Source organism: Mesorhizobium sp. M1169 (genome assembly GCF_040318345.1).
In the GTDB taxonomy this organism is placed as follows: domain Bacteria; phylum Pseudomonadota; class Alphaproteobacteria; order Rhizobiales; family Rhizobiaceae; genus Mesorhizobium.
Window position 1 is genome coordinate 1 of the sequence record NZ_JAMYME010000052.1, and the last position, 15854, is coordinate 15854.

A 15854-nucleotide genomic window follows, 5' to 3' on the forward strand; every position below is an offset into this window, starting at 1 on the left:
CTGCGCTCCTCGCTGCCGCAAATCAGGCGGCAAATCTCCCCAGTGCATAGCCCTCAGGCAAGATGGGGTGCTCGTCACGCTCCCGATGATGTCCGCCACCTCCGGGCCCGAGCGGGCCGTCGGCGCGAGCTCAGAAGTATTTGCAGCACTCACCCCGGAGATCGTTATCGGTTGTGTCGAGCGACGTGCACTCGATGGCTCCACCGAGAGCGACAAAGCGATTGGTGGGGTGGTGCGCGCCTTCCTGCGCTATCTGCATGTGAAGGGTGCGGCGCGGCAATCAACGTGAGAGCGCCTCTCTCCCAGATCGCGCTATAGAAGGGCTTCATTTCGGTGGCCTAGGCCGACTACGTGCCGTATATCCGTCGTTGGGAAGGTCGCTTGCCTCTAACGGCGTGGCAGAGCCACGCGGGCGGTGAGAAGATGTTTGTCGATTACTGCCAGCGACATGGTGCCGGCCCCGGAACGGCGAGGTGCGCTATGCCCATGTGTTTGTGGCGGTGCCCGGCGGATCGACTTGTCATTTGCCTGCGCGACGTCGACCGAGCCGTTCGCCCACTGGATCAAAGCGCACAATGCGGCCTTCGCCTTCTTCGGCCGTGGCCCATCTTCTGGTTCCCGATTAGGCGCCGGGGCACGTAATCAAGGTCTTGTGTCCCGGACGGCCATGTGCCCTAAAGAACCGTGCCCCACCATTCTCTGTGCAGGCTGATTATGGGATGGCCCGCCCCTCTACGGAGCGATCGGTTAGGATTGCTCTGTCTTGGAACGAGAGAGGAACGGACCAATGTCGATTGTCGTGCTTGGAATTGATCTTGGCAAGAACGTGTGCCGCCTAGTCGGGTTGGATGAGGCTGGTGCTGTTATTTTGTAAGCGGGAAGGTCATCCCATCTGGCGCGGGAAGTATGCGCGGGTGCGCGGGCGATGACGATACTGAGGTAACCGAGGAGCTTGCGGTGTCAATTTCTATGTCTGCGCCCATGCCTGCGGATAGAAGCTTCCAATTGATTGAGGCGGTTGCGGAGGGGTGCACCGGTTGCGCGGCGGCGGCGATGGTCAGATGCGTTCAAGGCCGAGATGGTGGCAAGGAGCTCTGAACCGGGCGCCAATATTTCAGGCTTGGCGCGGGAGATTGGGTCAGCCCATCGCAATTGTTCGGCTGGCGGGCTGCGGTGCTTAAAGGGTGAGGTGGAACGCGCCGGCAAGGATGAGGGAGTCCTGCTTTGGGAGGCTTTAGGCTCACCATTCCCGAACCATTGAGATTGACGTCAATGGCATGACGGTCCGGGCCGGTGCGAATGTGCGAGGACCATCTGCGGCGTGTTTTGGGGGCGGTGCGCTCAGCATGATCCCAGCTGGCGTGAAGGTTTATCTTGCGAGCCGTCCGGTAGACTTCCGAAAAGGTATCGACGGCTTTCTGGCGTTGGTGCGCGGTGCCGGCTCGGATCCGTTCTTATGCGTCGGGCGAGATTATGTGGCGGAGCCGCCCTGGCGCCCGGCACGTCCAAACCCAGCTTGCCTCCGCCACATAATATTTAGATGCTGTTCAGCAGTTGCAGAACGGCGTCGTTCGGTCGGAAACGCACACCGTGGCGGCCGGCGACGCCCGCCTTCACGAGTCCGTTGCGCATCACCCCCGAGACTGGATACGTTGACGCAGACTGAGCAGAGCAATCTTCACAAACACCCTTGCAGACGGGCGGGCCATACGTTCACGCTCGTCCGGGCTGCGCAGCCCTGGCCAGCTCCGCCGGGCGAGCGCTCGCCCTCGCGCCTTCTGGGGGATCCCCGTGGATGCGTGTTTTCGCCAGCGGGCGCCGAAAGCCGGTTGGTATAGCCGATTAAAATGCGAGATTTTTCGTTCGCTTGATCCTGGTTCACTCGATGTTCCTCGATGTCGGTGGCAATATCGAGCGGGGCAGCTCCCCACGCGCAGACCTCTGTGCGGGGCTGCATGTCGGCCATGGCGTGCCTCACCCGTGCCGAGGTCGCGCGGATCGTGGATCGCGGCGATCGAAGTGAAAGTGTCCAGCGGGTTCCAGTGACTACGCTGCGGATAAGTTCGCTTCTTCTCAGCAAACCTCCCAATCCGAACGAATCACGCATGGACGTTCGCTCGGTCTCGGCGGCCTTCGAAGGCACGTACCGATCAGTCGCGAAGCCATCGCGTCCGGGGTCCTACGGCGTCATCCCCCTTAGCGTTTGCAAGCTCTCTCTATCTCAAAACGAGATGACGTCAATACACACACTAGATTTGACTTAGGCCCTCTGTCTCTTGCTACGGTTCACGTGCAGATGATTGTGCGCGCCTCCATCTTCGCGACTTCGACCGAGTGGGTTATTTAGCTGCCAAAGGGTCGTAGTGGGCGTGGGAGGTGAAAGCGGGTCGGGCAAAAAGCGTGAGGATGATCGTTTATGTTCATGAGACGAAGAAATGTAGGTCTGCGATGCGCTCCTTGTACACGGATAGCATTTCGATGCCAGCACTATGTCTCGCTCGGGGTGTAACGTGGAAGGGTACTCACTCGCGGATAGTAGATTAACGATGGAGACGAGATGAAACATGATTGACCATCTTAAAGCCGTTCTTGATGCAATCGACAACAGTCGAGATGCGGCGCTAGCAAGGCTCTTTGAGGTGTTGCGAATACCCAGTATCTCAACCGACCCTGCCTATAAAGAACATTGCAGAGCAACGGCAGAATGGTGTGTCGCAACACTTCGAGAAATCGGATTCGAAGCGGGTCTACGGGAGACGAGCGGGAATCCGATAGTCGTGGCGCACGATGGGCCGGCCAACGGCGAAGGTAAGCCTCATATCCTCTTCTATGGGCACTATGACGTGCAGCCGCCTGATCCTCTGGACCTGTGGACTAAACCTCCATTCGAGCCATGGTTGGACGTCGAGCCAGGTAATGGGGAAGTGATCGTCGCGCGAGGAGCAGAAGATAGCAAAGGACAGTTTTCAACGTTCCTCGAAGCCTTACGAGCGTGGAAGCAGGTGGCGGGCGAGCTGCCGATCCGCGTGACGGTTCTCCTTGAGGGTGAAGAGGAATCTGACTCACCAAGCCTTGCAGAATTCTTGGCTCGGCACGGTAGCGAGATCACTTGCGATCTCGCGTTCATCTGCGATGTCGTACAGTGGGATAAAGACACGCCTGCAATTACAGTCCGGTTGAGAGGCATTGTCGGTCTCGAGGTCGTTCTCACGGGACCAAGCCGAGATTTGCATTCCGGCCAGTATGGCGGACCTGCGCTGAACCCTATCCGGGAGCTTGTGCATGTCCTTGCTGATCTCCATGACGCCAATGGGCGCGTCGCTGTACCAGGTTTCTATGATGGTATCGAGCCGCCTCCGCCGGATCAGAAGAAGCAATGGCAAGCGCTGGATTTCGACACCGACGAATTCCTTGGCGACGTAGGGCTTACCGTTCCAGCAGGAGAGAAGGGATATAGCGCGCTGGAACAACTTTGGGAGCGTCCAAGCTGTGAATTCAATGGCATTACGGGCGGTTATCAGGGCGTCGGCAGTAAAACAGTTATACCTTCGAGGGCATCTGCGAAGATTACCTGTCGCCTGGTCGCTGGACAGAATCCGGAGAAGATTTTGGATTCGCTTCAATCGTTCATCCAATCCCGGGTACCACAGGATTGTAAAGTGGAGTTCCTTGACCAAGTCGACACGGGTTTGTCCGGCGAGGATGAATTCTTTTCTTTCGAAACGAGAGTGAAACAAGCCAGCCGCAAAGCTTTCAGTACTGATCCCCAATCGCCTTACCTGAAGGCAGCAGCAGAAGCTCTCGAGGAAGAATGGGGGCGCCCCGCCGTGTTCATGGGGTCAGGCGGATCAATACCTATTGTATCTTCACTGAGTCGTGTTCTTGGCATAGATTGCCTTCCGATTGGCTTCGGATTGGATGATGATCGTATCCACTCTCCGAACGAAAAGTACAATCTAAAAAGCTTCCAAAAAGGCGCACGGAGCTGGGCCAGAATCATCGGACGGCTGGCTCGACCTGCTTAGGGCCTCTTGATCGCACGGCTCACCCGGTGGATCAGGCCTCTTCAGTTGGAATAAAGGCGAGCGGAAAGAATATCTTGTGCCATACCTATTTTATGATATAGTTCATCTTTCGCTTGACATAATGCAATGAGTAGATTCCATGGCATTCCATGCAATAGGGTTATTCCCGCAGCCGCTGTGGCGTTTCAGACAACGGCAATGCGCCCTTGGGTGGCTCAGCTATCAGAGCGCCGAGGCGTCGAATGCGGTGGCTACTTTACTTTGGTACTAGTGGCCTTCTATCGACGAGGCGCCGGCACGCCTGCTCCGTTTGCCATTAACCGCGCTCGGCAAGCCGCAATCCCCAGGTATCGATTGGAAGTGGTACTTCGTCGTCTAACGCGTCTACAGCGGCGTTATAGTCGGGCAATGGCGCTCTCGCGAGGCGCTTGGTGTCTGGAGCCGCGCCACGTAAACGCAAGCGCTCTTTGACCCTGGGAAGAATGATTTGCTATGACAGTGCCGATGCGAGAGCGGACCAAAGTGCAGGCTGACGTCGCGATCATCGGCGGGGGGATTGCAGGCCTGACGGCAGGCATATCTCTCCTACAAAAGGGCTTGAATGTCGCAGTAATAGAGGACGGTGGTAAGCGTAAGGCCGCCTCATGGATTAACGCCGGAACAGTTGCGCTTCAAAACAAAGGCCCACAACTTCACGAGATTTGTCTCGCCGCAATTAATGCGTGGTCAGAACTCGACCAATCCCTGAGTGGCGCAACCCAGTATGTTAGGGCTGGCGGTTATCGCGTGGCCTGTAACGATGAGCAATTAGTGGCGCTTCATCAGCGCTCCGTTGAACTCAAGGCCCATGGCGTAGATTGTGAGGTCGTTGCTGGCAACGAAGTTCGGAAGCGGACTCCTTGGTTCTCAAGAGGCGTGCAAGCCATTTCCCACTGCCCTTACGATGGGATGGCCAGTCCTCTGCGCGCGCGGCTGGCGTTGTTAAACGAATACACTAGGTTTGGAGGTTTGCGCATTTCGTCACACGTTCAAGCGGTGGAGAGCGCCCACAAGACTTTTAGGCTCATTACTTCCGACTATCATACCGTGGAAGCGCATTATGTCATAATCGCGGCTGGGGCGTGGAACACCGAGGTTTCGCGAATATTCGGTCGGCCGATTCGAACGGATTTGAAAGTTAACATTCTCTCAGTGACGGAACGTACGTCTCAGTTTATGCAGAGAGCAGTAATAACCCACGCCGGCGGAAAATTCACGTTGAAGCAATTTGCCAACGGTTCATGTGTTATTGGCGGTGGGTATTCCGGCATTGGCGATCTCGAAACCAATGTTGCGGATATTGATGTAAATGAGCTCCAAAAGAATTTACAGGCACAATTCGATATTGTGCCGGAACTAGAATCTCTTCTTCTTGTCAGGACATGGGCGGGATTTTCTGAAACAGCATTCAGCCATGGTCCGGTGCTTGACAGCATTGATGATGACGCGCGCGTGTGGATCATTCTAACTGGCGACATCGGATTCACGCTGGGACCACTGTTCGGACGGATGGCAGCTGATGCGATATGCGGAGCAGCAATTCCGAAATTTCAAAAAAATTCGCTAAGGCTCTCGGAAAATGTTTAAGTCGAGCAGGAGAATGTTTAAGCGCTTGGAGGGAGCAGATACAGATGTCGGTGTCAATGTATTCGTTAATGGGCAGAGCGTTTCGGCGTCTATAGGTGACACGGTTGCCGGTGTGCTGTTCATGATTGAGACATTGAGTATAAGACGCTCATTAGATCTAAGAGTCCATCGCGGTTATTACTGCGGAATGGGTGTCTGCTGGGAATGTACAGTGACGATAGACGGCCAGAGTGGTGTCCGGGCTTGCCTCACCGAGGTCCGTGAAGGGATGCGTATTGTAACGGATGTGGGAAGCCATGATGATGTATGACGTTATAGTCGTCGGTGCTGGTCCTGCAGGCTTATCAGCCGCCCGCACGGCTGCTGAAGCCGGGTTGAAGGTCGCGCTGATTGACGATCAGACGAGGGTAGGCGGTCAATATTTCCGACATGCTGGCGTGAATCGAATTGGCAGGCTTTTAACGCCCCGATTTGGAAGAGCACCTTACATCCACGCTAGCCTCTCCGTATTCGACAATTGCGGCGTGACAGTCCTGAGTCAGGCGACCGTTCTCGATATATCGGCCGATCGAATTCTCACCGTTGCCGTTGGCGGAAGTATCACCCATCTTCGAGGCGATAGTGTCGTCGTTGCGACTGGAGCCCGCGAGCGGATACTACCTTTCCCCGGCTGGACGACCCCAGGTGTCATTGGCGCCGGCGCGGCGCAAAACCTGATGAAGGCGAGTGGCGTCATTCCCGGATCTCGCGTACTTGTCATGGGGTCAAATCCACTTTGCTTGTTAGCAGCGACGAGCCTCTTGAGATGTGGGGCAAAGATCGTTGCTGTTTGCGCCCCGTGCCGCCCGCCCCTAACGTTAAGCGCGTTGTTGCGCTTGATGCGCAGACCGGACATCTTCCTTCGGGGATTGAGCTACCTTCTGATGCTCAAACTCTATCGGGTGCAGGTGCTGACTGATTATTCCATCACTAATGTAATCGGCCACGAAAGGGTGACTGGCGTCGTAGTCCGCCAATTCGGTCAACGCTTCGGGTCCTCCGACCAACGCCTTGATCTGGACCTAGTAGTCGTCAACGATGGCTTGCTGCCCAATATCGAGGTGGCCTCGCGCGCCGGTTGTGAACTCGAGTGGCAATCGTTAAACTTGGTATGGTCGCCCAAGCGGAACTCAAGTTTTGAATCCACTGTCCGTAACGTGTACGTGGTCGGCGATTGCGTCACACCGTCTGGTGTAGAAAATGCGTTGCTTGAGGGCGCGATTGCGGCAAGTTCTATTGCTGCCGCACGAGGCGTTGCCGACAGCATTCGTTTGAGACAACTGTCGACTTTGAAGAGACAATGGCGTCGCCTGCAAAAATTTAGATCCGCCGTCGTCGAATTAACGCTCCAGGAGTCATTCGACCGGCGACCGCTTACAGATGATACGACCATTTGCCGTTGTGAAGATGTTTCGTTTGCATCGATCATGCGCGCGCTCAGCCACGGAATTCAGGATTTGAGCGCGCTGAAGGCCGAAACGCGTGTCTGCATGGGGCGCTGCCAGGGTCGCACGTGTATGCATACGGTGCTTGCTCTGTTAGGTAGAGCAGCCGGTAAGGAACCGGATGAACTGCGGCCCCCAGTTCCTCGTTTTCCGCTTAGGCCAGTTAAAATTGGTGAATTGATAAATAAGTCTTGAGCATCGGGAATTACGGGCAGCTTCGCTGCATTGCCGGTATTGGAGAGGCCTGCCCCCTGGTCCCGGTGCAGAAGAAGCGCAAGTCTGAAGAGGTCGTCGCGAAGCTTCGACAGGATCACGTGTTGTTGCCCCAGTCACAACTTGCCCCCCTCTCGGTATTGTGGCGCCTGTTTCGAGTGTTGCGCTCGCCTGCCCCTGTCCGAAGGAAGGAGCGTGCTAGGTCGCTAAATAGGATCATCTTTAATGTCTGAGATGCGTCTAGTTGTCGTCGGAGCCGCCGGGCGCATGGGCAGGATGCTCATTAGGACGATTGCCGAAAGCCGAGACTGCGTCCTCTCAGGAGCAATCGAACGGCCTGGCACTGCGGCTATTGGTCAGGATGCAGGAATCGTCGCGGGCATGCCGAGTTGTGGTGTCACGGTGATGGACGAACCCGGGCCTGCCTTCGCAGAAGCCGACGGCGTGTTAGATTTCACAACGCCGGAAGCAACCCTCGCATTTTCCTCACTCGCCGCCCAGGCTCGCATCGTCCATATCGTCGGCACCACCGGCATGGAGTCCGCTCATCTCTCCGAGCTAGAGAGGGCGGCAAGAAATGCCGTCATCATCCAATCTGGTAATATGAGCCTCGGCGTCAATATCCTCGCCGCGCTGATCCGGAAGGTTGCAGCTACCCTCGATTCTGAGTGGGATATCGAGGTTCTCGAGATGCATCACCGGATGAAGATCGATGCTCCTTCCGGTGCGGCTTTGTTGCTAGGCGAGGCTGCGGCCGCCGGCCGGCAGATGGGGTTGCCCGGCCAGCGCGTCGCCGCGCGCGACGGTCACACCGGCGCCCGGACTGTCGGCACGATCGGCTTTGCCGCTTTGCGCGGCGGGACAGTCATCGGCGATCACAAGGTCATCTTCGCGGGCGGCGGCGAGCGACTAGAACTGTCGCATATCGCTGAAGACCGCAGTCTCTTCGCGCAAGGTGCCATCAAGGCAGCACTTTGGGGTCGCGACTGCAAACCCGGCCTATATTCGATGGCCGACGTGCTCGGACTGGATGCGCCGTAACGTTGCACCGCTATATTGAATGATGTATGCTGGTTAAACCCAATGTGGTACTGCGGGCCTTTCGCCGGACAGATCCCGTAAGGTGCTGCGGGTTACGTTGCGGCATGCCGGTCGACTTCCGCAAATGGCCGCTGTCGCTGCGCGACGGCGGAGGGCGCACCTGGGTGACGATCGCGACGCCACTTCAGATTTGCGATATGTCGTTCCGCTCGCTTGGCTCACCCAGACCCTCGAACACATCGCCCGGCGATAGCCCGCCTCCGCAATCGCAATAGTCTTCATTAGCTTCGCAACATCGATTCCGACAAATGCCTCTCAATAATCCGCTGCTGCTCGTCCTCCTGAGTTGAGGATCGGCTCGGCCCGTCCGAGATGGGGTATTCGGAGCCTCATCTTCCGGCCAGGATGCATTGTGTAGATGTTGAAGGTTGAAGGTGCGAAGGTGCTGCGCTTCGAGTGAGAATAAATGTGGTCTGCGTGGAGGCAGCCGCAAAGCATCTGAAGGAGGAAGCGCAGCATGAAGCACTATGCTGCATTGGATGTGGCGGTAAAAGGGACCGCAGTGTGCATCATCTGCATCATCGGTGAAACCGGCCGGATTTGCCGGGAGGTGAAGGTGGCAAGCCACCGCAGGATCTAGGGCAGGGGCTCAAGGAGCCCGCCTGGCGGCTTGAGCACGTTGGGCTTGAAGCCGGGCCGCTGTCGCAGTGGCTGTTCGAGGGCCCGGCCCGGGCCGGCGTGCCGTGATCTGCATCGAGACCCGTCACGCCGCCCCTGTGCTCCTTACCGCCCGCGATAGCACAAATCTCCTCATCCGACTTCCTCCCAACCTAAGCTTTGTGCGCGCGATAGATCCGGGTGGCTCGCGAAATTTTATGCCTCTGTCCAAGCTTGGAAGGCGGGCCTGTGGACCGCTTTCCATTGAACGCCCATAGCGGCCACCCGTGCCGGCGGCTTAGTCCAACACGTTCTTAGCTCATCGCCGCGATCGGCCACAGCGCGCTCTTGTCATCCCGCTTTTTGTCGCGATGCCAAGCTAAGACGCTCTGCAATTTGCTTTGCTTGTTTAACGTGCGCTCAGGATGCCAACCTTTTGCAACCCTTTATCGATCAGGTCGCTGGTTCCCTTGTCCGCTGGTAGATGCGGAAGCCGCACGTCACCGCCGAAGCGCCCCGCGAGCTTCATTGCTTCCTTGAGGAAAACCAGACCTGGTGCCCCGACCGTGGCCATTTGATGGTAAAATTGATCCACTCGTAACTCACAGCGTTTTGCAGTTGCAAGATCATTTGAAACAAGTGCGCGGTAATATTGAACCATAACTGGACTCAGATTCGATAGCATCGAGACCGTACCGACCGCGCCGCGGTTGAATACAGCTCCAAAATAAGGCTCAAGTCCGGTAAATACCGCCAGCTCATGGGCAATCTCATAGATTGTTTCACTTGCGGCGTACAAATCTCGGCTACTGTCTTTGAAAGCCACAACGGAACCGGCCTCGGCGATCTTTTTCATCGACTTAGCGTCGAGCAAAACACCGGTCCGAGGAGTGTTGTTGTACACCATAAGGGGGTGATCGACCGTCGCAACCGTGTGAAAAAATCTGACCACCTCGTGTGGCGCGGCAAAGCAACCGCCAGGGGGGAGTATCATGCTGCCGGCTAATCCAAGGTTCTTGGCAGTCCGGGTCAATTCTACAGCCTTGCTGGTTCCAACGGCGGATGTGCCTGCAATAACCGGGACTTTTTCCCCCGCCACCTCCTGCGCAATTTCCCAAGCGCGAATGCGTTCTTTATCGGACAGCGTGTACCACTCACCTGTGCTGCCGGTAACTACGAGTCCATCGACACCATCGCCTAGGAGCGTCAACAGATGTTTCCTGAATAGCTTCTCGTCAAAGTTATCGCCTGTGAAAGGGGTTACCACCGCCGTGAAAACGCCCGCCCAGTTCGTGCGCAAACCACTCATTAAGACCTCCTATGCTTGGGAATCGATATTTGATGTCGCTGTACAACGCAGCGGGGCCGAGTCATTTAGATTGACCAGTGCCCCCTTCGGAGGCGCGTCTGGATCGGTCGGAAACAGTAACCAATTCGTGGGGATGTCTTCGCCGCCGATCACCCGCACGCTCCTTCCTTTGATTGCCACATATCATTTTTCCAATGACCCATACCATGTATGCGGAGTAGCGCAAGAAAAATTTAGCACGTAGACGCGATGAGGAGAGAAGACAAGAGACTCGGGGCGTTCGACGCGCGACCGTCGCAGATCAAGGCAGTCGCGATGTGGAGGTAGTCGAGAATCTTCGCTCAGTCGGCTCTCGTCCACATCATTTTCTAGCGCTTCGCGAGAGCCAGACAACGGGGGCCCTTCGAGCGAAAGCTGCCGGGGCGGCTATCCGGAAGATCTTCTCCGAGCCCATTAGCCGATGATTCCTCTTCGTGCCGTTTGATTCTCTATATGGCTGACGACCGCAAAAAGCCCGCGAGGATCGTCATTCATGGGCGAAGTTTTGAACTATGCCAAACCTTCCGCACTATGCTAGTCGGTCGATTGCGTCTATCCAGTTGACCCCTCCAGAAACTGGAATTCCGGCTCTTTCCGCCGTGTGCAACCTCCAAGAAAATGAAATGAAATACCGCTCTTCATGTGACTCGCTCTTCACCGCGATCGCGGTAGCCCTACCGGTAAGGCTTTTTCAGCCAGGATGCATTATGTCAAATCTATCCTTGTAATAAATCAAAGTTAATCCCCAATGATCGTCGATTATCTTAGCCGATATGGATCACAGGAAATTCGAGGTTTCCGATGAGCCACCAAGTCGCAAACTAGCGCTGCGGTCATTGGTGCCCCGCTGATACCTAAGTGCCCGTGGCCAGTCGCGAATAGAATTACAGAATGCTTGGGGTGGATGCCAATAATGGGAAGACTGTCAGGCGTCGAAGGCCTCACCCCCATCCAGCGCTGCACCTTCTCGATTTGTAGGTCCGGAATCATCGCGCGAGCGCAAGCGATAAGCTTCTCCGGTTGCTTCTCATCCAACGGGGCGTCGACCCTATCGAATTCGGCGATGCCGACGATGCGCAACTCATCCGCAAGGGGTGTGGCAACGAAGGCTGAGCCAGTGTCAGTCACGGGGCGGCGAACAGCGCCAGAGATACCGGGGAAAGCGACATGATATCCTCGCTCGCTAGTCAGCGATAGGGACACTCCCAAAGCCTTAGCGAAATCGCGGCTGGCAATACCTGCGGAGACTACGACGCTCTCATAGCGATGAGACCCCGTGCTCGTGTGCAGAGTGACAAGATTGGCCCCCGGTTCGATGGAGTGCACCCGCGCCTTCTCGAGCGTCACTCCATAGGCAGCGGCGCGCTCCATAAGACTCTCGACAAGTGTCAGCGGCGAGTCCACATAACCGCTTCCCGGAAAGTAAAGTCCTCGCTGATAGTCTTTGGACAGACCCGGCTCGAGTTCCCGTATCTGGTCCGCACTGATCTTTTCAAATGCTGCGTTGTGGCTCGTCCGCAAGCTCGCGATCTGCTCGTCCAATCCTCCTGGGGTTATATCCTTATAGACATGGAGCGCTCCGGTCGGGCGAAACACCTTTCTCCAGCCATTGTCGCCTAGCATGTCGCGATAGAGATCTGCGCAAGGAGCATTAAGGGCATTCAACGCGGTGTAAGTGGATTCCCACGTCTCCGGCTTGCCGGTCCGAATGAAACGAAGGAGCCAAGGGATATTTCGCGGCAGCTCCCGTGGGGCAAGCCGGACCGGCCCATTCTTGTCAGCAAGCCAGCGCAGCGCCCGCCACAAAACACCTGGATATGCCATGGGAAGCGAGGTTCCGGCATTATACTGCGCTCCGTTGCCCCAGGAGCAGCCATGCCCTACCTTTCCTTCCTCGAACACAGTAACGCAGTGTCCTTCCCGCGCCAGCATCAAGGCACAGCTCACGCCGGCGAGCCCGCCGCCGACAATCGCGATAGATCGAGTTTCAGTCATTTCGGTACCTGCTGCATTTTTGGGCTCTCGGACTCGACACCACCTATTGACGTGGCAATCGCGTGATCGACGAGCGCCTTGTACCGGGCCTCATTGATGGAGCCATAGGAACCGAAGCGGGTGACGAGAACGGGGAAGATGCCACCCCAGTTTACGCCAGCCATGATTTACTATCCTTGTGCGAGAGATGTGATTGAAGCTGCGTCCGCCGCAGTCGCAAAGGGACTGAGAAGGCGGGCCGTCGATAATAAGTTAGGTGGAGTAGTGCCCGAGATAAAGGTCAGCGGCCTTCTCGTTGTTCAGCAACTCGGTTGCCGGCCCTTCCATGGCAACCCTGCCACTGTCCATAATGGCTCCTCGATTAGAGATCGCCAACGCCTGACGGGCGCGCTGCTCAATCAGCAGGATACTGGTGCCGTCGGATGCCAAGCTCGCAATACGAGCGAAGCTGTCCGCCACTAGCGCAGGTGAAAGAGCCGCTGTTGGCTCATCCAACACCACGACCCGGGGCCGTGTCATCAGTGCACGCGCATAGGCCAATTGCTGCCGCTCGCCGCCCGAGAGACGCCCTGCCCGCGCCCTTTTGCGTTCAGCCAAAGCCGGGAAGAGCCGAAACATCTCGGAAATCCGGGCTTTGCGGTCCTGCACGCCTTGCACGACTTCAAGGTTCTCGGTGATCGTGAGCGATGGAAATACATTGGCGACCTGTGGTACGTACCCGATACCGTGTTGCGCGCGCTTTTCGGGCGCCAGGGACGTGATGTCCCTTCCATCAAGTCGGAGGGACCCGCTGACGCGCGGTAGTAGACCTACGACCGCTTTCGCGAGAGTCGACTTGCCGGCTCCGTTTGTCCCAGCGACCGTCAGGATTTCACCTTCCTTGAGCATCAGGTCAATTCCGTTCAGGATGTCGACCTCGCTATAGCCACCCTTGAGGCCCTCAATGGACAGTACTGTCATGATGTACCTCCCAAGTATGCTTCACGCACCTGCTTGTCCGCCAACACTCCGGCGGGCACTCCAGAGGCGATGAGGCGCCCGCGATCCATCACATGCAAGGTCGAGACGAGACGTGTGAGCGCACCAAGATCATGCTCGATTATCAGAAAGCCGATGCCTTTTGCATTCAGTTCCCGAATGCGCTCCGCGATCTCCTCGATCAGCACTGGATTGACGCCTGCAAAGGGCTCGTCCAGCAAGATCAGTCTGGCGCCAGTCATCAGCGCGCGCCCGAGTTCCACCAGCTTCTTTTGCCCCCCGGAGAGGCGAACGGCCAGCGTGTGCGCGACTTGTGACAGCCGAAGAAAATCGAGCATCGCGTCAACTTCCCGTGAAATCGTGTCCTCCTCTCCCCGGATACGTCCTGGACGGAAGAACAGATCGACGAGGCTTTCACCGCTCTGCTTTGGTGCAGCCGCCATGAGGTTCTGCCTAACGGTGAGATGGCTGAACTCTCGAGGTACCTGGAACGTTCTCACCATGCCACTGCGAGCCCGTTCGACTGCGGAGAGATGTCCAATCGGCTTTTCGTTCAGGCGCACCTGGCCTTCGGCGGCATCCAAGAAGCCGGTTACCAAAGAGAACAGGGTTGATTTCCCCGCGCCGTTGGGGCCAATGACCCCGACGATATCGCCAGTTGGCACCGTGAAAGATACGTTGTCTACCACTCGCAGCGCGCCGTAGACCTTTGTAAGACCTTCGATTGCAAGGTTCATCGCTTCGTATAATCTCCCATCAGGCCTTGAGGCCGGTAGAGCGTGAAGAGAACCAGCGCGAGACCGATGATACCGATGCGAACACTCGCCATTTCGACTTCGGAAACAAAAGGTATGAAGCCGCGGAGAAATCGAGAGCCCTCCAAGAATATCATCAGGATAACCGTTCCGGCGATGGCACCTGAAATTCGGCCAACACCACCAATTATGATGGCCATCCAGACATAAAAAGTCATGAGTGGAATGAACTGCTCAGGCACTATGTAGCCGATGTAGTGCGCGTAAAATCCTCCGGCAATGCCAGCGAGGCCAGCCCCAAGCATTAAGACCTGGATCTTGAAACCGGCTGGGTCCTTGCCGAGGGCCTTCACTGCTTCCTCGTTGTCACGGATTGCTTCGATCATTCGCCCGAAGGGGGAGCGCGTGATACGTCGGTTCGCGAGCCCTGCCAGCACGATAACGGTGACAAGTAGCACCAACACCGCGAAAGACTGCACTAGCCCAGTTCCTAAGAAGCCCATCAATTTCGGGATGCCTGTTATGCCCTGAACACCTTTCGTCAACCACTGTTCACTTGTGACCACGATCCTTACGGTTTCTGAGAAACCTAGCGATACTATAGCGAAATAGTCGTCACGCAGTTTAAGGCTGACCAATCCAAGTGGCCAAGCCGCAAGCGCCGCAAGGGCAGCACCCGACAAAAAGGAGATCGGCCAGGCGATCCCAATCTGCCCCATTAAAGCCGCTGTGTAGGCACCGATGCAGAAAAAACCAACATGGCCGAAATTGATGAGTCCGGTGAAACCGTATTGCAGGTTCAGGCCGAGTGCTAGAAGCACGTAGATCGCGGTGACGATCGACATCGCGACAAGGTAGGCTTCCATCAGCGCGCTCCCTCCATTCGACCGAACAAGCCACTTGGCCGTAAGAGCAATACCATCAGCAATACAACGAAGGAGATTGCGAGCTTATAGGTGAAACCAACAAACGGAGTGGTCATCTCCTGGACAGTACCGAGGAGAATTCCTGCGCAAATCGCACCGACTGGATGCCCAATGCCGCCCAGGATCGCAGCCGCGAAGGCCGGTAGCAACATGTCCCAGCCCATTTCGGGGGTGACGACGGTCTTGATGCCGTACATCGTGCCTGCGACAGCCGAAACCGATCCGGCCAATGCCCAGAGCGCGATCATGACCCGGGTTGGAGAGATACCGGAAATTCGTGCCAGACTGGGGTCATCGGCCACAGCGCGCATGCGTCGACCGATGGGCGTCGCATACAGAATCAGGAAGACCGTGGTCAAGGTTAGGGCCGCGACAATCGCCAGGTTGAGGTCCGTCGGCCGGAGGCGGATGTCGAAAATACGCCAGGGTCGAACAAGCGGCAGTTGAAACACCTGTTGCTGATGCTCGAAAATCAGACCAACGATAGCGCGGATGACGAAGGCGACACCTATGGACGCGAGAAGGTTTGCCACCGAGGATCTGCCGGCCAGCTTCCGGAAAATCAACGCATAGATTACCACCCCAATAGCAGCGCCCGCGAGAGCGCCGACCAAGCCACCCACAATTATCGAACCTGTGGCACCGGATACCGACAAGGCCACATAGGCCCCCGCGGTCATCATGTCGCCCGTGCCCGCGTTTGCGAACCGCGCGATGCCAAATACTAACGTAATGGCAAGTGCGGCTAACCCGACGACAAGGCCAGACATGAGGCCGCCGATTATAAGTTCAGCAAAAGCCGACAT

The 15854-nt window shown here is 56.7% G+C and carries 12 protein-coding genes and 3 pseudogenes; 8 read left to right on the plus strand and 7 right to left on the minus strand.

Translation table 11 applies throughout. The features are described 5' to 3' along the window. From NKH41_RS30340 to NKH41_RS30375, 8 genes and pseudogenes are all read left to right on the plus strand, one after another. Positions 1-289: pseudogene (locus NKH41_RS30340) on the plus strand (hypothetical protein); the annotation flags it as partial. A 729-nt stretch (positions 290-1018) separates the two neighbouring features. Continuing rightward, positions 1019-1261, plus strand: a complete 243-nt coding sequence (locus NKH41_RS30345) for a transposase (RefSeq protein ID WP_502906072.1) — start codon at positions 1019-1021, stop codon at positions 1259-1261. 1303 nt (positions 1262-2564) lie between these two features. Further along, complete coding sequence (locus tag NKH41_RS30350) at positions 2565-4025, plus strand: M20/M25/M40 family metallo-hydrolase (RefSeq protein ID WP_352935310.1); 1461 nt, start codon at positions 2565-2567, stop codon at positions 4023-4025. Positions 4026-4517: 492 nt separating this feature from the next. After that, on the plus strand, positions 4518-5651 hold the full coding sequence (locus tag NKH41_RS30355) for an NAD(P)/FAD-dependent oxidoreductase (protein WP_352935313.1): 1134 nt from the start codon (positions 4518-4520) through the stop codon (positions 5649-5651). Between the two features lie 13 nt (positions 5652-5664). Continuing rightward, complete coding sequence (locus NKH41_RS30360) at positions 5665-5961, plus strand: (2Fe-2S)-binding protein (RefSeq protein WP_352935316.1); 297 nt, start codon at positions 5665-5667, stop codon at positions 5959-5961. Further along, complete coding sequence (locus NKH41_RS30365; RefSeq protein ID WP_502906073.1) at positions 5954-7330, plus strand: FAD-dependent oxidoreductase; 1377 nt, start codon at positions 5954-5956, stop codon at positions 7328-7330. The genes NKH41_RS30360 and NKH41_RS30365 overlap by 8 nt, the downstream gene beginning before the upstream one ends. 252 nt (positions 7331-7582) lie before the next feature. Then, complete coding sequence (gene dapB / locus NKH41_RS30370) at positions 7583-8389, plus strand: 4-hydroxy-tetrahydrodipicolinate reductase (RefSeq protein ID WP_352935385.1); 807 nt, start codon at positions 7583-7585, stop codon at positions 8387-8389. 517 nt (positions 8390-8906) lie between these two features. Further along, positions 8907-9171: pseudogene (locus tag NKH41_RS30375) on the plus strand (IS110 family RNA-guided transposase); the annotation flags it as partial. Between the two features lie 284 nt (positions 9172-9455). Here the strand turns inward: NKH41_RS30375 and NKH41_RS30380 are convergent. From NKH41_RS30380 to NKH41_RS30410, 7 genes and pseudogenes are all read right to left on the minus strand, one after another. Next, positions 9456-10355, minus strand: coding sequence for a dihydrodipicolinate synthase family protein (locus NKH41_RS30380; protein ID WP_352935321.1), 900 nt, complete (start codon positions 10353-10355; stop codon positions 9456-9458). Positions 10356-11153: 798 nt separating this feature from the next. Continuing rightward, positions 11154-12389 (minus strand): NAD(P)/FAD-dependent oxidoreductase, encoded by a 1236-nt coding sequence (locus NKH41_RS30385; RefSeq protein WP_352935324.1) that lies wholly within the window; start codon positions 12387-12389, stop codon positions 11154-11156. Positions 12390-12424: 35 nt separating this feature from the next. Next, positions 12425-12553: pseudogene (locus NKH41_RS30390) on the minus strand (dihydrodipicolinate synthase family protein); the annotation flags it as partial. Positions 12554-12641: 88 nt separating this feature from the next. Next, positions 12642-13349 (minus strand): ABC transporter ATP-binding protein, encoded by a 708-nt coding sequence (locus NKH41_RS30395; protein ID WP_352935327.1) that lies wholly within the window; start codon positions 13347-13349, stop codon positions 12642-12644. Further along, a complete protein-coding gene (locus NKH41_RS30400) occupies positions 13346-14104 on the minus strand; it encodes an ABC transporter ATP-binding protein (RefSeq protein ID WP_352935329.1) in 759 nt (252 codons plus the stop codon). The genes NKH41_RS30395 and NKH41_RS30400 overlap by 4 nt, the downstream gene beginning before the upstream one ends. Then, complete coding sequence (locus tag NKH41_RS30405) at positions 14101-14988, minus strand: branched-chain amino acid ABC transporter permease (RefSeq protein WP_352935332.1); 888 nt, start codon at positions 14986-14988, stop codon at positions 14101-14103. The genes NKH41_RS30400 and NKH41_RS30405 overlap by 4 nt, the downstream gene beginning before the upstream one ends. Next, positions 14988-15854, minus strand: a complete 867-nt coding sequence (locus NKH41_RS30410; RefSeq protein ID WP_352935334.1) for a branched-chain amino acid ABC transporter permease — start codon at positions 15852-15854, stop codon at positions 14988-14990. The genes NKH41_RS30405 and NKH41_RS30410 overlap by 1 nt, the downstream gene beginning before the upstream one ends.